General features: G+C 44.9%; 34 protein-coding genes and 1 rRNA gene. 3 read left to right on the forward strand and 32 right to left on the reverse strand.

Annotation, left to right across the window (positions count from 1 at the left end):
* The 3 genes from PAEAM_RS18070 to PAEAM_RS18080 form a co-directional block, all read right to left on the reverse strand.
* Positions 1 to 387 (reverse strand): 16S ribosomal RNA (locus PAEAM_RS18070); the annotation flags it as partial.
* 479 nt (positions 388 to 866) lie between these two features.
* Positions 867 to 1,097 carry a hypothetical protein gene (locus tag PAEAM_RS18075; RefSeq protein ID WP_017692114.1) on the reverse strand — a complete coding sequence of 77 codons (231 nt, stop codon included), beginning with the start codon at positions 1,095 to 1,097 and terminating at the stop codon, positions 867 to 869.
* A gap of 155 nt (positions 1,098 to 1,252) precedes the next feature.
* Positions 1,253 to 1,870: a stage II sporulation protein M gene (locus PAEAM_RS18080; protein ID WP_076329930.1), complete on the reverse strand. Its 618-nt coding sequence runs from the start codon at positions 1,868 to 1,870 to the stop codon at positions 1,253 to 1,255.
* Between the two features lie 122 nt (positions 1,871 to 1,992).
* Here PAEAM_RS18080 and pdaB point away from each other — a divergent pair, with 122 nt between their 5' ends.
* Positions 1,993 to 2,769: a polysaccharide deacetylase family sporulation protein PdaB gene (gene pdaB / locus PAEAM_RS18085; protein ID WP_100528517.1), complete on the forward strand. Its 777-nt coding sequence runs from the start codon at positions 1,993 to 1,995 to the stop codon at positions 2,767 to 2,769.
* Between the two features lie 98 nt (positions 2,770 to 2,867).
* On the opposite strand, the gene PAEAM_RS18090 is transcribed toward pdaB, so the two are convergent.
* Positions 2,868 to 3,500: a KinB-signaling pathway activation protein gene (locus PAEAM_RS18090; RefSeq protein ID WP_047841115.1), complete on the reverse strand. Its 633-nt coding sequence runs from the start codon at positions 3,498 to 3,500 to the stop codon at positions 2,868 to 2,870.
* A gap of 125 nt (positions 3,501 to 3,625) precedes the next feature.
* Here PAEAM_RS18090 and gerD point away from each other — a divergent pair, with 125 nt between their 5' ends.
* Positions 3,626 to 4,375, forward strand: a complete 750-nt coding sequence (gene gerD, locus PAEAM_RS18095) for a spore germination lipoprotein GerD (protein WP_036607216.1) — start codon at positions 3,626 to 3,628, stop codon at positions 4,373 to 4,375.
* An 88-nt stretch (positions 4,376 to 4,463) separates the two neighbouring features.
* Here gerD and PAEAM_RS18100 read toward each other — a convergent pair whose 3' ends face one another.
* From PAEAM_RS18100 to PAEAM_RS18115, 4 genes are all read right to left on the reverse strand, one after another.
* Complete coding sequence (locus tag PAEAM_RS18100) at positions 4,464 to 5,564, reverse strand: Mrp/NBP35 family ATP-binding protein (protein WP_076254719.1); 1,101 nt, start codon at positions 5,562 to 5,564, stop codon at positions 4,464 to 4,466.
* Between the two features lie 79 nt (positions 5,565 to 5,643).
* Positions 5,644 to 6,399, reverse strand: a complete 756-nt coding sequence (cwlD, locus tag PAEAM_RS18105) for an N-acetylmuramoyl-L-alanine amidase CwlD (protein ID WP_036607212.1) — start codon at positions 6,397 to 6,399, stop codon at positions 5,644 to 5,646.
* Positions 6,400 to 6,467: 68 nt separating this feature from the next.
* Positions 6,468 to 7,637, reverse strand: a complete 1,170-nt coding sequence (gene sat / locus PAEAM_RS18110; protein WP_100528518.1) for a sulfate adenylyltransferase — start codon at positions 7,635 to 7,637, stop codon at positions 6,468 to 6,470.
* A gap of 23 nt (positions 7,638 to 7,660) precedes the next feature.
* A complete protein-coding gene (locus PAEAM_RS18115) occupies positions 7,661 to 8,353 on the reverse strand; it encodes a phosphoadenylyl-sulfate reductase (protein WP_100528523.1) in 693 nt (230 codons plus the stop codon).
* A 202-nt stretch (positions 8,354 to 8,555) separates the two neighbouring features.
* On the opposite strand from PAEAM_RS18115, the gene PAEAM_RS18120 reads away from it, so the two are divergent.
* The gene (locus PAEAM_RS18120) at positions 8,556 to 8,747 is read left to right on the forward strand and encodes a hypothetical protein (RefSeq protein ID WP_100528519.1); all 192 of its coding nucleotides are present in this window, start codon (positions 8,556 to 8,558) and stop codon (positions 8,745 to 8,747) included.
* Positions 8,748 to 9,152: 405 nt separating this feature from the next.
* Here PAEAM_RS18120 and rpsI read toward each other — a convergent pair whose 3' ends face one another.
* From rpsI to rpsQ, 24 genes are all read right to left on the reverse strand, one after another.
* Complete coding sequence (gene rpsI, locus PAEAM_RS18125) at positions 9,153 to 9,545, reverse strand: 30S ribosomal protein S9 (protein WP_017692105.1); 393 nt, start codon at positions 9,543 to 9,545, stop codon at positions 9,153 to 9,155.
* Positions 9,546 to 9,564: 19 nt separating this feature from the next.
* A complete protein-coding gene (gene rplM, locus PAEAM_RS18130) occupies positions 9,565 to 10,002 on the reverse strand; it encodes a 50S ribosomal protein L13 (RefSeq protein WP_024633564.1) in 438 nt (145 codons plus the stop codon).
* Positions 10,003 to 10,207: 205 nt separating this feature from the next.
* A complete protein-coding gene (gene truA, locus PAEAM_RS18135) occupies positions 10,208 to 10,981 on the reverse strand; it encodes a tRNA pseudouridine(38-40) synthase TruA (RefSeq protein ID WP_076216861.1) in 774 nt (257 codons plus the stop codon).
* Positions 10,982 to 11,140: 159 nt separating this feature from the next.
* On the reverse strand, positions 11,141 to 11,506 hold the full coding sequence (gene rplQ, locus PAEAM_RS18140) for a 50S ribosomal protein L17 (RefSeq protein WP_017692102.1): 366 nt from the start codon (positions 11,504 to 11,506) through the stop codon (positions 11,141 to 11,143).
* Between the two features lie 34 nt (positions 11,507 to 11,540).
* Entirely contained in the window at positions 11,541 to 12,485 is a 945-nt protein-coding gene (locus PAEAM_RS18145; protein WP_017692101.1) for a DNA-directed RNA polymerase subunit alpha, read from the reverse strand.
* Between the two features lie 136 nt (positions 12,486 to 12,621).
* Positions 12,622 to 13,017, reverse strand: coding sequence for a 30S ribosomal protein S11 (gene rpsK, locus PAEAM_RS18150; protein ID WP_017692100.1), 396 nt, complete (start codon positions 13,015 to 13,017; stop codon positions 12,622 to 12,624).
* 19 nt (positions 13,018 to 13,036) lie between these two features.
* On the reverse strand, positions 13,037 to 13,405 hold the full coding sequence (rpsM, locus tag PAEAM_RS18155) for a 30S ribosomal protein S13 (protein WP_036607200.1): 369 nt from the start codon (positions 13,403 to 13,405) through the stop codon (positions 13,037 to 13,039).
* 20 nt (positions 13,406 to 13,425) lie between these two features.
* Entirely contained in the window at positions 13,426 to 13,539 is a 114-nt protein-coding gene (rpmJ, locus tag PAEAM_RS18160) for a 50S ribosomal protein L36 (protein WP_003333770.1), read from the reverse strand.
* 152 nt (positions 13,540 to 13,691) lie between these two features.
* Positions 13,692 to 13,907 (reverse strand): translation initiation factor IF-1, encoded by a 216-nt coding sequence (gene infA / locus PAEAM_RS18165; RefSeq protein WP_017692098.1) that lies wholly within the window; start codon positions 13,905 to 13,907, stop codon positions 13,692 to 13,694.
* Positions 13,908 to 13,910: 3 nt separating this feature from the next.
* A complete protein-coding gene (locus PAEAM_RS18170; protein ID WP_036607194.1) occupies positions 13,911 to 14,219 on the reverse strand; it encodes a KOW domain-containing RNA-binding protein in 309 nt (102 codons plus the stop codon).
* A gap of 10 nt (positions 14,220 to 14,229) precedes the next feature.
* Entirely contained in the window at positions 14,230 to 14,982 is a 753-nt protein-coding gene (gene map / locus PAEAM_RS18175; RefSeq protein ID WP_036607191.1) for a type I methionyl aminopeptidase, read from the reverse strand.
* A 3-nt stretch (positions 14,983 to 14,985) separates the two neighbouring features.
* Positions 14,986 to 15,630 carry an adenylate kinase gene (locus PAEAM_RS18180; RefSeq protein WP_036607188.1) on the reverse strand — a complete coding sequence of 215 codons (645 nt, stop codon included), beginning with the start codon at positions 15,628 to 15,630 and terminating at the stop codon, positions 14,986 to 14,988.
* Between the two features lie 90 nt (positions 15,631 to 15,720).
* Positions 15,721 to 17,019, reverse strand: a complete 1,299-nt coding sequence (gene secY / locus PAEAM_RS18185) for a preprotein translocase subunit SecY (protein ID WP_017692094.1) — start codon at positions 17,017 to 17,019, stop codon at positions 15,721 to 15,723.
* Positions 17,019 to 17,459, reverse strand: a complete 441-nt coding sequence (gene rplO, locus PAEAM_RS18190; protein ID WP_017692093.1) for a 50S ribosomal protein L15 — start codon at positions 17,457 to 17,459, stop codon at positions 17,019 to 17,021. The genes secY and rplO overlap by 1 nt, the downstream gene beginning before the upstream one ends.
* 43 nt (positions 17,460 to 17,502) lie before the next feature.
* A complete protein-coding gene (rpmD, locus tag PAEAM_RS18195) occupies positions 17,503 to 17,688 on the reverse strand; it encodes a 50S ribosomal protein L30 (RefSeq protein WP_017692092.1) in 186 nt (61 codons plus the stop codon).
* Positions 17,689 to 17,701: 13 nt separating this feature from the next.
* Positions 17,702 to 18,199 (reverse strand): 30S ribosomal protein S5, encoded by a 498-nt coding sequence (gene rpsE, locus PAEAM_RS18200; RefSeq protein ID WP_017692091.1) that lies wholly within the window; start codon positions 18,197 to 18,199, stop codon positions 17,702 to 17,704.
* Positions 18,200 to 18,226: 27 nt separating this feature from the next.
* Positions 18,227 to 18,595: a 50S ribosomal protein L18 gene (gene rplR, locus PAEAM_RS18205; RefSeq protein WP_017692090.1), complete on the reverse strand. Its 369-nt coding sequence runs from the start codon at positions 18,593 to 18,595 to the stop codon at positions 18,227 to 18,229.
* 117 nt (positions 18,596 to 18,712) lie between these two features.
* The gene (rplF, locus tag PAEAM_RS18210; protein ID WP_017692089.1) at positions 18,713 to 19,255 is read right to left on the reverse strand and encodes a 50S ribosomal protein L6; all 543 of its coding nucleotides are present in this window, start codon (positions 19,253 to 19,255) and stop codon (positions 18,713 to 18,715) included.
* Between the two features lie 30 nt (positions 19,256 to 19,285).
* Positions 19,286 to 19,684, reverse strand: coding sequence for a 30S ribosomal protein S8 (rpsH, locus tag PAEAM_RS18215; protein WP_017692088.1), 399 nt, complete (start codon positions 19,682 to 19,684; stop codon positions 19,286 to 19,288).
* Between the two features lie 32 nt (positions 19,685 to 19,716).
* The gene (locus PAEAM_RS18220) at positions 19,717 to 19,902 is read right to left on the reverse strand and encodes a type Z 30S ribosomal protein S14 (protein WP_013312154.1); all 186 of its coding nucleotides are present in this window, start codon (positions 19,900 to 19,902) and stop codon (positions 19,717 to 19,719) included.
* 73 nt (positions 19,903 to 19,975) lie between these two features.
* Entirely contained in the window at positions 19,976 to 20,518 is a 543-nt protein-coding gene (rplE, locus tag PAEAM_RS18225) for a 50S ribosomal protein L5 (protein ID WP_017692087.1), read from the reverse strand.
* Between the two features lie 32 nt (positions 20,519 to 20,550).
* Positions 20,551 to 20,904: a 50S ribosomal protein L24 gene (gene rplX / locus PAEAM_RS18230; protein ID WP_017692086.1), complete on the reverse strand. Its 354-nt coding sequence runs from the start codon at positions 20,902 to 20,904 to the stop codon at positions 20,551 to 20,553.
* 39 nt (positions 20,905 to 20,943) lie between these two features.
* The gene (rplN, locus tag PAEAM_RS18235) at positions 20,944 to 21,312 is read right to left on the reverse strand and encodes a 50S ribosomal protein L14 (RefSeq protein WP_017692085.1); all 369 of its coding nucleotides are present in this window, start codon (positions 21,310 to 21,312) and stop codon (positions 20,944 to 20,946) included.
* Between the two features lie 35 nt (positions 21,313 to 21,347).
* The gene (gene rpsQ, locus PAEAM_RS18240) at positions 21,348 to 21,614 is read right to left on the reverse strand and encodes a 30S ribosomal protein S17 (protein ID WP_017692084.1); all 267 of its coding nucleotides are present in this window, start codon (positions 21,612 to 21,614) and stop codon (positions 21,348 to 21,350) included.
* Between the last annotated feature and the right edge of the window lie 45 nt (positions 21,615 to 21,659).

Consider the following 21,659-nt stretch of genomic DNA (forward strand, 5'->3'; position numbering starts at 1 on the left):
CCATTGCGGAAGATTCCCTACTGCTGCCTCCCGTAGGAGTCTGGGCCGTGTCTCAGTCCCAGTGTGGCCGATCACCCTCTCAGGTCGGCTACGCATCGTCGCCTTGGTGAGCCGTTACCTCACCAACTAGCTAATGCGCCGCAGGCCCATCCCCAAGTGACAGATTGCTCCGTCTTTCCAGTTTCCTTCAGGCGAAGAAAACAATTATTCGGTATTAGCTACCGTTTCCGGTAGTTGTCCCAAACTTGAGGGCAGGTTGCCTACGTGTTACTCACCCGTCCGCCGCTAACCATCCGAGAAGCAAGCTTCTCTTCAAGTCCGCTCGACTTGCATGTATTAGGCATGCCGCCAGCGTTCGTCCTGAGCCAGGATCAAACTCTCCAATAAAGTATTGAAAAGAGCGATAAGCTCATTTTGAATCTGACGAGATTAAAAATCTCATTTGTGCTCCAGTCGATTCAAGCCAAGGCTTGTTTCAAACTTTCGCGTTCATTCTGCAAGCAGAATGTTTACTCACTCGTTGTTCAGTTTTCAAAGATCAAACATTCAATTTAGTGCTATTTTTCATGTTGTCGTCGTTTCAGCGGCGACTTTTATAATATATCATGTTGAAGTTCTCTTTGCAAGCATTATTTTTTCGATTATTTTCAATCGCTTTATTTTCATGCTTGTTTCCGTGAACCGCTCCTAAAAAAGGAACGAAAATTAATTTACCATATGAAATTAGAAAGGTCAACCTTTTTTCGACAAAAAGTATGAAACCCTTAACAATTTCACATTCTCATAGTTCAGAGGTACAGCACCCGCTATGAAGAGCCGCACCTCACTTCCACTACTGTAAATCGAATATATGACCAGCTTCAGCATTATGGCTTCGACTTTTTCAGCTTCCCACCTCTGGCATACTTGGACAACTCTTTTGGCGGGGCAAAGCGTGCATACATGCGGAACACAGTCTTATATCGGCTCGCGATAGCATATTTGATCTCTTGGTCAAGACGATTATCACTTAGATCGAAAAGCATCTCATCTAATTCTTTACGCAGCACATAGTCTAGTTCCTTGCATTCCTTCTCGTTAAACAACATACCCAGCATTAGAGTTCTCCTTTTTGTGCATAGCCTCTTTATCACACTTACACAAGTTTCATGCAACACCCCGTGCATTCTCGCTTTTGTGGGTGCTGCTGAAACCCGTTTTATTGTTATGGTCAACTTTCTGAAAATTTATGAATGCCAACCATCACAAAATTTTATCCTCTCACCAGAGTATACGTAAGTGTGCTTTCGATGATTGCTGCAACAAGAAGCAAGATGACAACCCAAAAGGATGCCGTTAACGTCCTATTCATGAATGCTCTCCACCGGGTCCCCATCGTATTTCGCTTGTCACTGCCAAGTTGTGCAAGGCTTTTGATAACCAGACCACCAAACTTCAGTCCGAAGGCGCAAGCAATGATAATGACCGGAATCTCAATAATGCCATGCGGAAGTAAACCTTTAACCACAATGTCATAGAAGCTTGCTCCATAATTCATCGTGGTGTGCACCACAAATCCAAGGACCATCCCATTTATCAGCAGGAAGATGACAGGCAGAATTCCGAAGAATATACCGGCATAGATAACAAGTACACTTTTGATGGCATTATTGAAAAAGATGAACAGGAAAAAGTTCCATTGCACATTGCCCCCCTGCTCCAAGCGTTCACTGATTTCACGTAATCCTCCGATTTGGTTCAACAACAGTTCTTCCAGTGGCCCTGTACTCACCCATCCTGCCCCTATACCAACAGCAAATAAAACTACGGACCAGATTAATGCACTGCGGATGGAACCAAGATCTCTAAGAAATGTACTGAATTTTAACATAATAACCTCCTGTAGAATCTAAAATGATGGACAAACAAGGAGCAGTGACGAATAACTGGGCAGTACGAGCATACATTGGAGAGTAAACAAGCATTTCTTATGGGAGAGGGGCGCTTATTGAAATGAACTCGTTCTATGTATTTAGCGGCAAAAAGATTAAACGGTACCTGATTGTCCTCGTTGCTGCCATCTTTGCGATCGGTATTATCTATCTGGAGAGAGGCAATGTCTCCGTATTCTCGGAGGAAGCACCATCAGCCGTCTACAGCGTTCCAACCGAGAAGAAGGTAATCGCACTTACCTTTGACATTAGCTGGGGGGATAAACGGACGGAGCCAATTCTGAAAGTTCTTCAGGAGAATAAAGTGCAGAAGGCAACCTTTTTCCTTTCCTCCCCCTGGAGCAAGACACACCCCGAAATTGTTACTGCCATCAAAGAGGCAGGATATGAAATTGGCAGCCATGGTCACAGACATGAGAACTACAGCAGCCTGACTGAAGAAGAAATTCGCAAAGAAATTTCGACAGCTCATAGCATTTTAACCGATTTAACGGGAAAAGAACCGAAATTACTACGTCTGCCCAACGGGGACTTTGACAAGCGAGTGCTTCAGGTAGCCAATAGTCTGAATTATCAGGTTGTGCAGTGGGATACAGACTCCTTGGATTGGAAAAACCCTGGTGTACAGACCATTGTTGATCGCGTGGTTAGTAAAGCACATCCGGGTGACATCGTACTGCTGCATGCAAGCGATTCCTCCAAACAGACGCATGAAGCACTCCCTGTCATTATCGACAAATTAGAAAACCAGGGCTATGAATTCGTTACCGTCTCGGAACTGCTGAACCATTCTAGTGTCGAGGGCAAAGAAGTTCGTGACCAAGCCAGCGGTCAATGATTACTCAATTATGAGCTATAGCTCAAATAGGTGCGTAAAAGTTGAAAAGAGCTAACCAGGTTAGCTCTTTTTTGTATGTTTTTTATGCAAAATGCATTCTATGCTCGGCTTTCTTTCAACTGTTCTGCCTTTCCACTTACACTCCGGTTCGTTGATACATCCACCAGCCTGTGCAATATCAGCATTTGGTATGCATTACATAGGAGCAAAGGAACCACAATAAATATGGTTGCAGCATTCACATCAATACGTAATACGCCGATCGTCTCCACTATGGTGACGGCAATCATGAAAAAAAGTGTAGGTACAAGCGCAGAGATATGAGTCAGCTTTACTTTAACGTAAGCGGTAACAATTGCAGCTGCCAAAATAATGATACCTAACACAATATCCGATATACGCTCTCGGTCTCCCCCAACAAACAGGCGTAAAAACATCACGTCAAGCAGGGCTAACACCGTTAGTACAATCTGCACGATCTGCCAACCGCGCTTTGGAAATACACCTTTACCCATATAATTCAATATCAGATATGCAAAGAAACCCATTTGTGAATACACGCTGATCATAACCCCTGATCCAAATAAGATCAAAAGATACAGAAGAAAATCATTCAATCCATTTGTTTTCTCCCCGTTCACCAGCATCATAATCAATCCTGTACCCAATGCTCCCGCGGCCCCAATAAGCAAGGCTGTCCAAAACAGGAAAAACCATCTACGTAAATTCAAATGTTTTCCACCCCCGAGTGTTTATTTTACCAACCTTCTCAGCAAAAAACCATCATTGCTCAACATATTTCCCCCTTTCCCATCACATACTACATCCAGTATCTAATCAAGGAGGGATTGTACACATGAAACGGCCTTTGTGGCAGCTATGCTGTGTCGTACTGGGGCTATCCGTCATGCTTGCCGGCTGCGGTTCAGATCAGAGTTCTTCGCCTCCTCAGGGCAGTTATAAAGAGATGAAAACAATGGTTGTAGATATCTTAAAAAGTGATGAAGGCAAGAAAGCGGTGGAGGAAGCTCTTACAGGTCAAAGCTCATCCAGCGGAAGCAGCGGTTCTGAAGAAGGCGGCGGTTCGGGTGGTGCTTCGGGATCCATTGGTATGAAAATGTTAATGCCTGTGCAATCTTCGGAACAAATACGTATTGCAGTAAAAGATACCATCACAGCTCCCGAATATAAGAAGGAATTCGAAAAGATCATGACCGATCCGCAGTTTGCGGGTGAATTTGCCAAAGTGATCAACGCACAAAGTAAACAGCTTCATATGCAATTGATTAAAGATCCCACATATCAAAAGTCTGTTGAAGACATCATGAAGTCACCTGAGGTATCCAAGATGTTCATGGATATGACGAAGACTCCGGATTATCGTAAACAGACGATGACTGTCATGCAGGAAGTGATGCAAAACCCGTTGTTCCGCATGGAAGTACTCACTTTGCTCAAGAAGGTAGTACAGGACGAATTGCAACCTAAAGTGCAAAGTGGCGGACAACAGGGGCAAGAACAAGGCGGACAGCAAGAGGGTCAGGGCGAAGGTGGTGGTGATGGCGGAGATGGTGGAAGCAGTGGAGATTCGGGCGGCGGATCATAAACAGTAGGTGTAAATACGCACCACAGATACTGAAAAGCCTGCATCCAAATGGACGCAGGCTTTATTTGTATTTATAACACTCATACCATTAGAATTTGGAGTCAATGGACCGGGCAACTTCATCGTAGATAGCCCCTATACGGGAATCTGCTTTGTAAACCGAAGGTGAGAAATCAGGCTCGGAAGGATGATTATCCGGCGTGCCTAATGGAATCTGGGCAAGCAGGCTTGTATGCAGACTTTCCGCAAGTCTTCCCCCGCCTCCACGGCCAAAGACATAATCCTTCTCTCCGCAACTGCCGCACTCATAATAAGCCATATTCTCAACCACACCAAGTAACTCATGATCGGTTTGAATGGCCATCGCACCCGCACGTGCTGCGACAAAAGCTGCCGTTGCATGCGGCGTGGTAACGATGATTTCCTTACTCTGTGGCAACATCTGATGCACATCCAAAGCAACATCTCCCGTACCTGGTGGCAAATCCAGTAATACATAATCCAATTCGCCCCACTGGACATCCGTAAAGAATTGACGAAGCATCCGACCTAGCATGGGTCCACGCCAGATTACCGGGTTGTTCTCCCGAATAAAGAAGCCCATCGACATGACTTTGACGCCAAAACGTTCAACCGGTTGAATAACACCATCTTCAACGACCGGATATTCTTCAATCCCCATCATGTCGGGTACACTGAAGCCATAGATATCCGCATCAATTAAGCCCACTTTCTTGCCTTGACGTGCCAAGGCTGCAGCCAGATTAACGGTTACCGTTGATTTACCAACGCCACCTTTACCACTGGCCACAGCAATAAAACGAACACCTGATTCAGGACTTAACAGCTCATGTCCATCCAGACCCGCTGCGTGACCTTTTACGAGCACTTCGTCCCGATCTGGCTCATTATCGGGTTGTCCCATATTCAGGCTCTCACGATCATGCTCAGAAGCTGCACGCACACGAATATGTACATCCTTCAGTCCGTGCTGGGACAACAGATTACGCGCTGCATCACTCAAAGCTGTTGTATCCTCAGGTCGATTTTCGAGTGTCACTATGGTCAGAGCCACATGATTTTCTTTCACCATAATATCTCGAAACCATTCCAGTTCGGTCAGACTTACTCCCAATTGTGGTTCTTGTAATGGCTGTAATAGTTCAAGTATCTGTTCTTTTGATAACATCAGACAGCACCTCAGCTTTATCTATTGGCATGTAATTAGGTATGCTGATCCAATTATATCATTACCTTTCTTGTTCTGACTAACTTTTAGGCCGTTCTCCTGAGGAATATCTGAGAATTCCATTATAGATCGATGCAGCTACCTTGCGTTGATAAGCTTCGTCAGCAAGCATACGTGCCTCTTCCGGATGAGAAAGGAAACCCACTTCTACCAGCGCTGAAGGGATCTTCAGAGCCTGTAACAGATAAACCGTATTCACCGTTTTGGCGATTCGATCTGTATTCTCCAGATTACGAACCATCTCTTGTTGAAGCAGATTAGCCAAACCTTCGTTATCCGGATGGTTAGTTGTATAGAAAACCTGCGCTCCACTCCATCGGTTGGATGGGACACTGTTCATGTGAATGCTGATAAAGAGATCTGCTTGCTTATCCTCTATCCGTCGTACTCTTTGTTTCAGATCTTCCGTCTTGCGTTTGGAGTACCCCTTGGTGTCCGATTCCGCCAAATCAGTGTCTATTTCTCGTGTCATAACCACTAAGGCCCCTGCCTGTTGCAAATAATCTCTCACATACAGGGCGATAGACAGGTTGATATCTTTTTCAATAACCCCCTGTTTACTTACCGCTCCTCCATCTGGACCTCCGTGTCCTGCATCAATGGCAATGACTTTACCCGCCATCGGCAAACTCCAATAACCTGACGTCTTAGCGGAAGGCAGTTCATAGGACATTACCGCCACTAACATGGCCAGTAGACAGAGACTCAGCATGACCCTTTTGATTGTTTTTAGCCTAATCCAGACTACAAAGTGTTTCCCCATATTTTTACGCATAAAAAAACCACCTCGTCCCTATAAATGACTCTAATCATCTATATGGGACAAGATGGACAAATATACCGCTAGGAGCGGACTTGCTCCGCCATTCCTTCAATCAGTACCTCAGCTACCTCAGGACGTGTAAATTCAGGTGGAGGGCACTGGCCGTCACGGAGCAACCCGCGTACTTTGGTGCCGGAAAGCGCCATATGATGTTCTTTATCATGTGGGCAAGTTTTGCTGGATGCCATGTTTCCACATTTGGTACAGAAGAAACTATGTTCGAAGAACAACGGAGTAATCCCCAGTTCCTCTGCTGTAAAGTTAGTAAAGATCTCCTGTGCTTCATATGTTCCATAATAATCACCAACACCCGCATGGTCACGACCAACAATAAAGTGGGTACACCCGTAATTTTTGCGAACCATCGCATGGAAAATAGCTTCACGTGGACCGGCATACCGCATGGCTGCGGGGAACACACCAAGAAACGCACGATCAGCCGGGTAATAGTTCTCCAGTAATACCAGATAACTCTTCATCCGAACATCTGCAGGTACATCGTCCGACTTCGTCTCTCCAACAAGCGGATTCAGGAAGAGTGCATCTACAATCTCCATAGCGCTCTTCTGAATGTATTCATGAGCCCGATGGACCGGATTACGTGTCTGAAAACCAACTACGGTCTTCCAACCCTTCTCCTGAAAAATCTTCCGGGTATCTGCAGGATCATAATAGAATTCCTCAAATTTCGAAGGTTTTGGACGGTTCAACACTTGGATTGGACCTCCTACGTATGTTGCAGGACGCTCCAAAAGTTTTTTAACGCCCGGGTGCTCGGGATCATCTGTTTTGAATACACGCCGGGCTTCTTCACCCTTATCCACCTGGTATATACTTTGGACTTCGAGCAATCCATAAGTGACTCCATCTTGGTCACCAACAAGTTTCACACGTTCACCAATCTGGAGGGATGCGGCTTGTTTATCGTCAACAGCAAGTGTAATCGGTATACTCCAGACTGTTCCATCGGCGAGACGCATGCGAGACACCACCGAAAGGTAATCTTCCTCATTCAAGAAACCTTGAAGTGGTGAGAACGCACCTACACCAATTAGATCCAAATCTGATATCGTCCAAGTATTAATACGCAAAGAAGATAAGTTTTTACTGTCTTGTAACAATTGCTCCCGTTCTTCTCCTTGTACGATACGTTCAACCAACGTACCTCCATGAGGCAGAATCGATGTCATCTTGTCAGCTCCTTGTATATCTATTATTTATGAAGGCCACATTCCGTTTTATCATTACCAGACCAGCGTCCGGCACGTGGGTCCTCTCCAGGCATAACTTGACGTGTGCAATGCTCACAACCAATACTTGGGTAGTTCTGATCATGAAGAGGGTTATATACAACGTTATTGTCACGAATATATTGCCATACATCCTCAGTCGTCCAGTGAGCAATCGGATTAAACTTCATCAGGCCAAATTTGGAATCATACTCAACCTTCTTTGAGTTTGCACGAGTTGGTGCTTGATCTCTGCGGATACCTGTAATCCATGCATCATACTGAGAAAGAATACGTGTTAACGGTTCGACTTTGCGAATGTTACAGCACCCATTGGGATCAGACTTCCACAACTCTTCACCGTGCTCAGCTGCCTGCTCTTCTGGAGTAATCTTAGGTGACACACGTACAAATTCAAGGTTGTAGTTCTCCTGCATCTTATCACGTGTTTCGTATGTTTCTTTAAAGTGAAAATCTGTATCCAGATAAAAAATATCTGTGGATGGGCTGATTTTCTGCACCATATCTACAAGTACAACATCTTCTGCACCAAAACTACATGCAAAAGTGATATTTGGGAATGTTTCAATAGCATACCGAATAATATCCTCTGGAGTGGCATGTTCCAGTTCCTCTGCCTTCGTCCGTGCCAAATCTTCTTTCTCCAACAAGTTCATCTGTGAATTTCCCCCATTCTGCATTTCAATACACCTAAAGCCGACTAATCTAATATGAATTATGTTTAGTATAAATCTTTCATTGGGGATGTCAATGCCTGCCATATGGTAAAATAAATCAGTTTTTGACCCTTTTTGATTGCCGCTATCACACAATATTTTGGTTCAATTTATCCATTTCTCTGTTAATGAGATAAAAACAATGATATTGGCCCAGGTCATTAGACAGGTAAAAATACAACGCTTAGCCTGGGAAACCTTTGCTGTTACTGGGTTTGGACAGTTCTTGTCGTCAAGAACAACATCAAAAAATCACTGGGCGATTGAAGTTGAAGGAAGAAAAGCTAAAGTTTTAAGGGGAGCAGCTTTGCGGATTTTAGCTGTTGATATGTAAGGGACTTTTATCGTTTCCATAAGAAATACTGATAAGGTTTGCAATAAAGAATTAAGTGCAAAAACATTAAGCCTAGTGCATTCAAAAAATCCGGCGTGAGTTCTAATCGATGATTTTATAGGAGCTGTTATAAAATGTGTGGTGAGCGATGGGTATGAGAGTATTCAATGATCTAAACAATTAGAGAGGTTCAGTAAGATGTAGATGTAGATGTATCAACGTACATATTATAGGACTGTATTGAGGGACATTAAGAGCACAATGAAAAGGCAATGAAGGAAAAATGCACACGCACGGGGAGAGACATCAGAGATATGAGAGCTATCGCACAAACTATTATAATATATGGCGTAATATTCATGAATATATAAAAAAGCCTTTGACCGAGGCCAAAGGCTTTTAATATTAACGTTTGGAGAACTGAGGTGCGCGACGAGCCGCTTTAAGACCGTATTTTTTACGCTCTTTCATACGTGGGTCACGAGTCAGGAATCCTGCTTTTTTCAGGGATGCACGGTATTCCGGATCTGCTTTGAGCAGAGCGCGGGAGATACCATGACGGATTGCGCCGGCTTGACCGGAGATTCCGCCACCATGAGCAATAACAAGAACGTCATAGTTGTTGAGCGTTTCTGTCAAGTTCAGTGGTTGTTTTACGATCAGTTTGAGTGTTTCCAAACCGAAGTATTCATTAATATCACGTTTATTGATGACAATGCGTCCTTCACCCGGTACAAGGCGAACACGTGCTACCGAATGTTTACGACGACCTGTCCCATAGTATTGTACTTGTGCCATGAAACTGTCCTCCTTTTAATTAACCGCGAAGTTCGTAAACTTCTGGTTTTTGTGCTGCATGTGGATGCTCAGTGCCTCTGTACGCTTTAAGTCTCAACTTCATTTTCTCGCCCATGCGAGTTTTAGGAAGCATACCGCGAACAGCCAATTCCAACATACGCTCAGGTTTGTTTTTAACCATCTCTTCAGCTGTAGTTACTTTCAAACCACCTGGGTGCATTGAGTGACGGTAGTATTTTTTACCTTGCATTTTCTTACCAGTCAATACGATTTTCTCAGCATTGATGATAACAACGAAATCGCCAGTGTCCACATGTGGAGTGAATTGTGGCTTGTGTTTGCCGCGAATCAAAGCTGCTGCTTCGCTCGCCAAACGTCCGAGGGTTTTGCCTTCAGCATCAATGATGTGCCATTGGCGCTCAACTTCGTTAGGCTTCGCCATGTACGTAGTACGCATGAAAAGTTCCTCCTTAAAATGTTCAAAATCATCATTTTCATTTATCTTCGTTCGTTAAGTTATAACTTTAGGTGTTGATGGATTGTAAATTTGATGTGAACCTCTTAATTGGGGCTGTGGGAAAGCCATTAAGAAAACACAACTTTTATATTACATGATAGGCGATTAAATCGCAAGTGTTAATTAAGCTTTTCACTCACCAAATTTAATCTTTTTTGTATTCAAGATCCCAGAGCATTAAACCGCAGCTAACTGCAGTAGGTCCTGCAGCAGATCGATTACATGCAGCAATCATATTTGGTACATCAGAGGCTTTCCGTTTGCCCTCTCCGATCTCCAGCAGTGTACCTACAATGATACGAACCATATGCTGCAAAAAGCCGTTACCACTCACATAAATGTGAATGACACCCTGATCGCGCGGATGGTCTCTGCACATTGATCGGTCCACTTCCATCCATGCTTCGTACACCGAACGGACATGATTCTCTTTCTGAGACTTGCGTGAAGCAAAAGAGGTAAAATCATACGTCCCTATGAAATGTCGTAAGCCCTCCTGCATTGCCATAATATCAAGCTTCGCATGATGATGATATTGCAGTCTTCTGTTGAATACATCCGGAAATTGATTCGCATTGACTGTATAACGATACGTTTTCTTTTTCGCTGCATAGCGAGAATGAAAATCAGCCGAAACTTCAATCGCATCAATAACGACAATATCGGAGGGTAATCTGGAGTTGAGTGCAATACACCAACGTTCAATCGGGATCTGGGACTCCGTAGGAAAATTGAAGATTTGTCTGCGGGCGTGAACACCTGCATCTGTTCGGCCTGAACCTGTAATTTTAACCTTCTCACCAGTTAAAGCACGAATCGCATCTTCAAGATGATCCTGAATGGTATTCCCACCCGGCTGTACTTGGAAGCCATAATAGGCAGTGCCATCATAAGTTAACGTCATACATAAGTTTCGCATTATTACCACACCTTTGTTCCATACTATACATATCCCTATCCCGAACAGCAAAAGAAGCCCCTTACGGAGCTTCTATTACAGCACGAATTCCGAAATGAAGAGAAAAAAAGGGTTAATCCAGAATCGTTGATTCTGTCCCCTTTCCTCATCTCATCTGTTTTACGCGCGGTCTACCAGTTCCAAGTAAACCATTGGCGCTGCGTCACCACGACGAGGTCCCAGTTTCAAGATACGAGTGTATCCACCTGGACGCTCAGCGTAACGACCGGACAATTCGCTAAACAGTTTTTGGATTGCATCTTGCTCACCATCGATAGTTTCGCGGCGAACATAAGCTGCCACTTGGCGACGGGCATGAAGATCTCCCTTTTTCGCTTTAGTGATCAGTTTTTCAGCAATAGAGCGAACCTCTTTTGCTTTCGCTTCAGTTGTCTGAATGCGTTCGTATAAGAACAGGTCGGTTACCAGGTCACGGAACAAAGCTTTACGTGCGCTGGAATTACGGCCCAACTTTTGGTATGCCATTGTTTTCCCTCCTTCACTTCAAGCACTCGGCTGTCTATTCTTCTGTACGGAGTCCCAAACCAAGTTCCTCAAGCTTCTCTTGAACTTCTTCCAAAGACTTGCGTCCGAGGTTACGGACTTTCATCATGTCTTCTTCCGTTTTCGTAGTCAGCTCTTGCACGGTATTAATACCGGCACGTTTGAGGCAGTTGTAGGAACGAACAGAGAGATCCAGCTCTTCGATCGTCATTTCGAGTACTTTTTCTTTTTTGTCTTCTTCTTTTTCGACCATGATTTCTGCATCTTTCGCTTCGTCTGTAAGACCCACGAAGAGCATCAAATGCTCAGTCAAAATTTTAGCGCCGAGGCTTACAGCCTCTTCAGGACGAATACTTCCATCAGTCCAAACTTCCAACGTGAGCTTGTCATAGTTGGTCACTTGACCGACACGCGTATTTTCCACAGCGTAGTTAACGCGACTGATCGGGGTGAAGATGGAATCGACTGGGATGACGCCGATCGGCTGGTCATCGCGTTTATTCCGATCTGCCTGGACGTAGCCGCGACCGCGATTGGCAAAAATACGCATGTGAAGTCTCGAACCTGGTCCGAGCGTAGCAATGTGCAAATCCGGATTAAGGATTTCCACATCGGAGTCAGCACGGATATCTCCAGCCGTAATTGCTCCTTCGCCTTCAGCATCAATCTCGAGCACTTTCTCCTCGTCTGAATGAATCTTAAGCGACAAAGCTTTCAGGTTAAGAATAACCTCCGTTACATCTTCCATTACGCCAGGAACTGTAGCAAATTCATGCAGAACGCCATCGATTTGAACCGAAGACACTGCCGCACCCGGCAGTGACGAGAGCAAGATTCGGCGAAGCGAGTTTCCAAGCGTCGTACCGTATCCGCGCTCAAGCGGTTCTACTACGAATTTCCCATAGGTGCCATCATCGTTGACGTCTACCGTCTCAATTTTCGGCTTTTCGATTTCAATCACTGCAATACCCCTCCTTCAAAACGTCGGTCCTCTATGAAACATTTACCTTCTCTTGCGAAAACATGTAGTAGTATGCCTAAACAACCATTATTAGCAGATTGTGCCGGAAATATACCACACGCAGGGGCAAATCTCATTAGACACGACGACGTTTTGGAGGACGGCATCCGTTATGCGGGACTGGAGTTACGTCTTTGATCAGGTTAACTTCAAGACCAGCAGCTTGCAAAGAGCGGATCGCTGCTTCACGGCCTGCGCCTGGTCCTTTAACCATAACCTCAACGGCTTTCATCCCATGTTCCATTGCAGCTTTGGCAGCAGTCTCAGCAGCCATTTGTGCAGCAAACGGAGTCGATTTACGGGAACCTCTGAATCCGAGGCCGCCGGAGCTTGCCCACGAAATTGCGTTTCCGTGAGGATCCGTAATAGTAACGATAGTGTTATTGAAAGTGGAACGGATATGCGCCACGCCAGATTCAATATTCTTACGGTCACGACGTTTAGTACGTACGACTTTTTTCGGTTTAGCCATTTTCTCTTATCCCCCCTTATTATTTCTTCTTGTTCGCTACTGTACGACGAGGACCTTTACGAGTACGAGCATTCGTTTTCGTACGTTGTCCACGAACAGGCAGACCACGACGATGACGAACTCCACGGTAACAACCGATCTCCGTCAAACGTTTAATATTCAAAGAGATTTCTCGACGCAGGTCACCTTCTACTTTGACCTCTTTATCGATACTTTCACGCAATTTGCTGACTTCATCTTCCGTCAAATCACGAACACGAGTGTCCGGATTGATGCCTGTTGTGCTCAGAATTTTCTGGGAAGTCGTTTTACCGATTCCGAAAATATAAGTCAAGGCGATCTCAACGCGCTTATCACGTGGCAAATCCACACCAGATATACGTGCCATTTTACGCTACACCCCCTTCTTTAACCTTGTTTTTGTTTGTGTTTCGGATTTTCACAGATAACCATAACATTCCCTTTGCGGCGAATGACTTTGCACTTTTCGCAAATCGGCTTGACCGAAGGTCTTACCTTCATGTGAATTACCTCCTCAAAGTTTTGCTAAGCAAAACCCTCTTCGTAAGCATTGACCTTGTTCTACTATTGTAAAACCGGCTTCGAAGCTTTCGCAAGTTTTGCCGGGCAAAACCCGCTACATAAGCTTCACAGTTCATTGCAACTGTCTACTACTATTTACGGTAAGTTATGCGACCTTTTGTTAAATCATAAGGCGACAACTGAACAACTACTTTGTCTCCAGTCAGGATACGGATAAAGTGCATCCGCAGTTTTCCGGAAACGTGAGCGAGAATTTGATGACCGTTCTCAAGCTCAACCTTGAATGTTGCATTCGGTAGCGGTTCGAGAACCGTACCTTCCACTTCAATGACATCTTCCTTAGCCATTAGTCAGTCTCCTTTCTCTTCAGCTTGAATGTTGGTGGATTCCAGAAATGAATGAACCGCGTAACGGAGCTTTCCATTTGTCACCCGACCACTCTCGTTTAAACTGTTCACAACCTCGCTGCTAATCATGGGCTGGAGCTCAAGATGAAGAAGATTCTTCTTCTTTGGTTGATCAAACTTACGTTTGTCTCCATCCGCAATATATACGAACTTACCGTCCGCTATAGCAACAATTACTGCGGCTTGGTCCGCATTGCGGCCTTTACGGATCTTCACAAGTTGACCGAGCTGCGGATTAGACTGACTGTTCATGCCTCATCACCTACGCATTCAGTTTCGTGAAAATTTCCATACCATCTGGTGTAACTGCTACGGTGTGTTCAAAGTGTGCACATAACTTACCATCAACCGTGACGACAGTCCAGTTATCTTCCAACGTTTTCACATACCGTCTACCTACGTTAACCATCGGCTCTATGGCCAACACCATGCCCGCTTTAAGCCGTGGTCCCCGATCGGGAAGACCATAGTTCGGAATCTGTGGTTCTTCGTGCAGATCTGCGCCTATGCCGTGACCGACATATTCACGAACTACAGAGAACCCTTCATCTTCAATATATTTCTGAATCGCATGAGATATTGTAAACAAGCGAACGTCCGGTTTTACCAGCGCCAGACCTGCGTATAACGAAGCCTCGGTAACGTCCAGAAGACGACGGGCTTCTTCGGAAATACGGCCGACCGGATAAGTCCAGGCGGAATCTCCATGATACCCCTGGTACTGCGCGCCAATGTCAAACGTAACGATATCGCCCTCGTTCAACTTGCGTTTGCCGGGAAATCCATGTACCAACTCTTCATTGACTGAAGCGCACACACTGGCAGGGAAACCGTTATAACCTTTGAAAGACGGCACAGCTCCTTGACTGCGGATATATTGATCAGCCATATGGTCAAGTTCTCCAGTCGTAATACCGGGAGCGATATGCTCTGCCAAGAGACGATGCGTTTCCGCAACAATTCTCCCTGCTTCCCTCATCAAGCCCAGTTCCGTTTCGGACTTACCAATGATCATCAATTAACCTCTCAGTAAGGACACGATTTCTTGAGAAACTTGATCGATATCCTGTTCTCCGTTCATTTGACGAAGAAGACCTTTAGTCTCATAGAACGTGAGGAGTGGTGCTGTTTTGTTGATATACTCGTCCAGTCGTGTACCTACACTCTCTTCATTATCATCAGAGCGTTGATACAACTCACCAGCGCATTTATCACAAATACCTTCCTGCTTAGGCGGATTGAATACCACATGATAAGTGGAACCGCAGTTTTTACAAATTCGACGACCCGTCAAACGAGCGAGCAATTTGTTGCGATCCACTTTCAGGTTGATTACATGATCGAGACCTGAGTTCAATCGATCCAGAATGCCATCGAGCGCTTCTGCTTGTGAAAGGGTTCTTGGAAATCCGTCCAAGAGGAAACCTTCTCTGCAGTCAGGCTGCTGCAAACGTTCTTCAACGATGCCAATGGTTACATCATCTGGTACAAGCAATCCTTGATCCATATATTCCTTGGCTTTCATGCCAATGGGAGTTCCCTGTTTGATCGCGAGACGAAATGCATCGCCTGTTGAAATATGGGGAATACCGAACTCTTTCACGATGACGTCTGCTTGCGTTCCTTTTCCTGCCCCCGGAGGGCCCATGAATAGGATGTTCACGTTATGTCACTCCCTCCAAGACTACCCTACATCAACAAACAGCACAATAGGTGCCGGCAAGTAAATCTTCACTCGACCGGTACCTATTGCCTATTTATTGATAAAACCTTTGTAGTGGCGTTTGATCAATTGGCTTTCGATTTGCTTCATCGTATCCAGCGCAACACCGATAACGATCAGGAGGGATGTTCCTCCAATTTGCGCAGATTGAGGCAAACCAGACAGTGCCCCCAAGATTACAGGCAGAACGGAAATGACTGCCAAGAACATGGCACCGGCCATTGTCAAACGAGTCATGACACGGGTCAGATATTTCTCGGTTGCTTTACCCGGGCGAATGCCTGGGATGTAACCGCCGTTCTTTTTCATATTATCAGCCATCTGCTGTGGATTCATCTGTACGAAAGTATAGAAGAATGTGAAACCGAAGATCATCACGACATACAACAACATACCCAGAGGTTTGTGTGTAGTCAGGTTCTGTCCGATCCACTGTGCCCAAAGGCGATCTGCCCAGAAGTTGGCGATGATCGTCGGGAACATCAACAGCGATGATGCGAAGATGACAGGGATAACACCTGCTGCATTAATTTTCAGCGGGATATGTGTATTCTGTCCACCGTACATTTTGTTACCTACGACACGTTTAGCGTACTGTACCGGAATTTTCCGAATCGCCTGCTGAATGTAAATGACCCCTATGATGATCAACACAATAACAATTGCGATGATAACACCTTTAAGAATATTCATAAACAGTTGGTCAGGTTGAATGAAGTCGGATTCGATCGTTTGTTTGATAATGTTAGGCACCGTAGATAGGATACCCGCAAAGATCAAGATCGAAATCCCGTTTCCTATGCCCTTCTCGGTGATCTGCTCACCAAGCCACATCAGGAATGAAGTACCGGCCGTAAGTACAATCGCGATCAAGATATAATCTGCAAATGTAGCGTTAGGAATCATGTCTGTATTGTACAAGCGGTTGAATCCGATCGACGTACCAAACGCTTGAATCAATGCCAGGCCAATCGTTAAATAACGGGTCAATTGTGCAGATTTCTTCTTACCTTGTTCACCTTGCTTTGCCCACTCCGCTAATTTAGGAATAACGTCCATGGAAAGCAACTGTACTATGATAGACGCAGTGATGTAAGGCACGATCCCGAGCGCAAATATCGAGAACTGGAAGAGCGCTCCACCCGAGAACGTATTTAGAAGTCCAAAAACTTCTTTACCCGCAGAATTTGTCGCTTCGAACACGTCTTTGTTAACTCCCGGTACGGGAACAAAGGAGCCGATGCGGTAAATGATCAGTACAAAAAGGGTAAATAATACCCTTTTGCGCAGATCTTCAACCCGCCAGATATTCTTTAGGGTCTTGAACATTAAATCACCTCGGTTGTACCGCCGGCAGCTTCAATTTTCTCAATAGCAGATTGAGAAAACTTGTTAGCTTTAACAGTCAGCTTCACAGTGACATCACCGTTACCCAGGATTTTGATTCCGGATTTAGCGTTTTTAACTACGCCGTTCGTCATCAAGAATTCTGGAGTTACTTCAGTACCCGCAGCAAAACTGTTCAGGTCTTCAGTATTCACAACTGCATATTCTTTGCGAGTTGGGTTTACAAAACCACGTTTTGGCAAGCGACGATACAATGGATTTTGTCCACCTTCGAAGCCTGGACGTACTCCACCGCCAGAACGAGAATTTTGTCCTTTGTGACCGCGACCTGATGTTTTACCTGTACCACTACTTGGACCGCGACCAAGACGTTTACGTTCTTTGCGGGATCCAGGAGATGGTGAAAGCTCATGTAACTTCATCGTTCGTTGCACCTCCTTAAAGATTTGTGGGATTAACCCGATATTAAGCTTCTACTTCTTTAACAGCAACCAAGTGGCTTACTTTGTTAATCATACCACGGATGGCAGGATTATCGTTTTGTACCACTTTGCTATTGATTTTGCGCAAACCCAATGTTTTCACAGTTGTTCTTTGCGTCTCCGGACGTCCGATCAAGCTGCGGACGAGGGTAATTTCTAATTTAGCCATGAGAATTCCCTCCTTAACCCAGAAGCTCTTCGACGGATTTTCCGCGCAGTTTAGCCACGTCTTCAGCACGCTTCAAACGGGACAAACCTTCCAAAGTCGCATTGACCATGTTCATGGAATTCGAAGAACCCAGAGATTTTGTCAAAATGTCACCTACACCAGCAAGTTCGAGAACCGCACGTACAGGACCACCAGCGATAACACCAGTACCTTCAGATGCTGGTTTCAACAGCACGCGTCCTGCGCCGAACTTACCTGTTACCAAGTGAGGAATCGATGTTCCTACGAGTGGAACGTGTACAAGGTTTTTCTTAGCGTCTTCAATACCTTTGCGAATTGCATCAGGTACTTCGCCCGCTTTACCGATACCAGCTCCAACCCAGCCGTTGCCGTCGCCGACTACAACCAGTGCGCTAAAGCTGAAACGGCGTCCGCCTTTTACTACTTTAGCTACGCGATTAATATTTACAACTCTTTCAGTCAGTTCCAAAGTATTCGGATCTACACGCAAGTCGTTAACCTCCTTTTGAAAAATATCTTAAAACTCAAGTCCTGCTTCACGAGCCGCTTCAGCCAATGCTGCGATACGACCATGGTACAGATAACCGCTACGGTCAAATACGATGTTGGAAACACCTTTGTCTTTCGCACGTTTAGCAACGAGTTCGCCAACTTTACGAGCTGATTCAACAGATGCACCATTTTTGATGTCAGTGCTCAATTCTTTGTCTACGGTAGACGCGGAAGCGATTGTTACACCAGCAACATCATCGATGATTTGAGCATACATATGTTTACCAGAACGGAATACGTTCAAACGAGGACGTGCTGCCGTTCCTTGGATTTTCTTACGAACACGAAGGTGTCTTTTCAGACGAGCCTTATTTTTATCTGGTTTCGTAATCATCTCAAAGATTCACTCCTTTCAGGTTACCTCGCTGGCTTCAAAGCAGAAGCCACGGGGTATATTAGAAACACACGAAGCAAGCAAGCCGAAAGCCGCGCAAAGGCGGTAAGAGAAATCTTATTTCTTCTTACCGGCTTTACCTTCCTTACGGATGATACGCTCGCCTTCATATTTAATACCTTTACCTTTGTACGGCTCAGGTTCACGTACGGAACGGATTTTAGCAGCGTAAGCACCTACACGCTCTTTGTCAATTCCGCGAACGATGATTTTTGTATTCGAAGGTACTTCGAATTCGATTCCCGCTTCCGGTGTAATTTCAACCGGGTGAGAGTAACCAACGTTCAGAACGATTTTATCTCCGGATTTGCTTGCACGATATCCGACCCCAACCAATTCCAGAGATTTAGCGAATCCTTCAGTAACGCCGCTCACCATATTGTTTACAACGCTACGCGTTGTGCCGTGCAAAGAACGGTGAGTTTTGTTATCGGAAGGACGCACAACTGTGATTTCGTTATTTTCAACTGTAACCTTCATGTCTTTATGAAGCTCACGAGTCAAAGTTCCTTTAGGTCCTTTTACCGTAATAACGGTGTTGTCCAGGGTGATGTCTACACCACTTGGTACTGTGATTGGTTTGCGACCAATACGAGACATATGTTGCACCTCCTATCTTGTGACGTTATATTACCAAACGTAGCAAACGACTTCTCCGCCGGATTTCGATTGACGAGCTTCTTTGTCCGTCATGATACCTTTAGATGTCGAGATGATCGCGATTCCCAGGCCACCAAGTACACGAGGTACTTCGTTGCTTTTCGTGTAAACACGAAGACCAGGTTTGCTGATTCTTTTCAGACCAGTGATAACGCGCTCGTTATTTTGACCGTATTTCAGGAAAACACGGATAATCCCTTGTTTGTTATCATCGATAACTTCAGCGTCACGGATGAAACCTTCACGCTTCAGGATATCGGCGATTTGTTTTTTCATTGTTGAAGCAGGCATTTCTACCGTTTCGTGACGAACAGTGTTCGCGTTACGAATACGAGTAAGCATATCTGCAATTGGATCAGACATAGTCATTGTGAGTTAACCTCCTTCCCGTTCAGGACTTTTTACCAGCTTGCTTTTTTCACGCCAGGGATCTGGCCTTTATAAGCTAATTCACGGAAACAAATTCTGCAAATTTTGAACTTTTGCAGGACCGAATGTGGACGTCCGCAACGCTCACAGCGTGTATATGCACGTACTTTAAACTTAGGTGTACGTTGTTGTTTAACTTTCATCGAAGTTTTTGCCACTTAGCCTGACACCTCCTAAATAATTTCGGAGAAAAGGGAGTCTTTCCAGACACCCGGAAACGTTATGCCAACATTACTTAACGAAAGGCATTCCCATTTGCGTAAGCAATTCACGGGACTCTTCGTCTGTTTTCGCCGTTGTTACAATGACAATATCCATACCGCGGACTTTATCAACTTTATCGTATTCGATCTCCGGGAAGATCAATTGCTCTTTCAGACCCAGTGTATAGTTACCACGTCCATCAAAAGCATTACTCGATACACCGCGGAAGTCGCGGACACGAGGAAGCGTTACGTTGAGCAGCTTATCTAGGAAGAAGTACATACGCTCACCGCGTAATGTAACTTTCGCACCGATAGGCATATTCTCACGCAGTTTGAAACCTGCGATAGATTTTTTAGCACGAGTGATTACAGGTTTTTGACCCGCGATCAGTTGCAAATCGTTTACTGCAGAATCCAACACTTTAGAGTTTTGGACAGCGTCGCCCACACCCATGTTGATAACGATTTTCTCGATTTTCGGCACTTGCATTACCGTTGTATAGTTAAACTTCTGCATCAAAGCAGGAGCGATTTCTTGCAGGTAACGTTCTTTCATTCTTGATGCCATGAATCATAGCCCTCCTTTCTCATTCGGTTCAATTAGTCGATAATTTCTCCGGAACGTTTAGCAACGCGCACTTTCTTACCGTTATCCAAAACTTTGTAACCTACACGGGTTACTTTTCCGCTCTTCGGATCGATGTGCATTACGTTGGAAACGTGAATCGGAGCTTCCTTCTCGATAATGCCGCCTTGCGGATTTTGCTGGTTAGGCTTCTGGTGTTTTTTCACCATGTTAACACCTTCCACAAGGACGCGGTTCTCACGAGGATAAGCAGCGATGACACGGCCTTTTTTACCTTTGTCTTTACCGCTGATCACCATAACCGTATCTTCCTTTTTAACGTGAAGTTTGTTGTTATGGGATTCCAGAACTTTTTTCACTCTTGGCATTTCGTACACCTCCTGTTTCTAACATCACGAGATTAAGCTTTAGATAACTTCTGGAGCCAAGGAAACGATTTTCATGAAGTCTTTATCGCGAAGTTCGCGAGCAACAGGTCCGAAAATACGTGTTCCACGTGGGCTTCTGTCGTCTTTTACAACAACCGCTGCATTTTCATCAAAACCGATGTAGGAACCGTCTTTACGACGTACAGAACGTTTCGTACGAACGACAACCGCTCTAACTACATCACCTTTTTTGACAACGCCGCCTGGTGTTGCTTGTTTAACAGAACAAACGATCAGATCACCGATTTGAGCTGTACGACGTCCCGTACCGCCGAGTACGCGGATACACATCAGTTCCTTCGCACCGGAGTTGTCGGCCACAGTCAAACGTGTAAATGGTTGAATCATTTAGTATTCCTCCTTTCAGCAATGCTGCTGATGCATTAGATGATAACCGCTTTTTCTACGATTTCAGTAAGTCTCCAGCGTTTATCTTTCGAAAGCGGACGAGTCTCCATGATTTTCACCGTGTCACCGATTTTCGCAGTGTTTTCTTCGTCATGCGCTTTGAATTTTTTAGTAACCTTAATGCGTTTATGGTACAAGTTGTGTTTTTTGTAAGTTTCTACAGCAACAACAATCGTTTTGTCCATTTTATCGCTGACCACTTTACCAGTTTGCACTTTACGTGCGTTACGTTCTTCGCTCATTGTTGGCCTCCTTCCTGATTACGGACGGATTGTCCATCCTATCCC

Origin of the sequence: Paenibacillus sp. GM1FR, assembly GCF_002803315.1 — a bacterium.
Lineage (GTDB): Bacteria > Bacillota > Bacilli > Paenibacillales > Paenibacillaceae > Paenibacillus > Paenibacillus amylolyticus.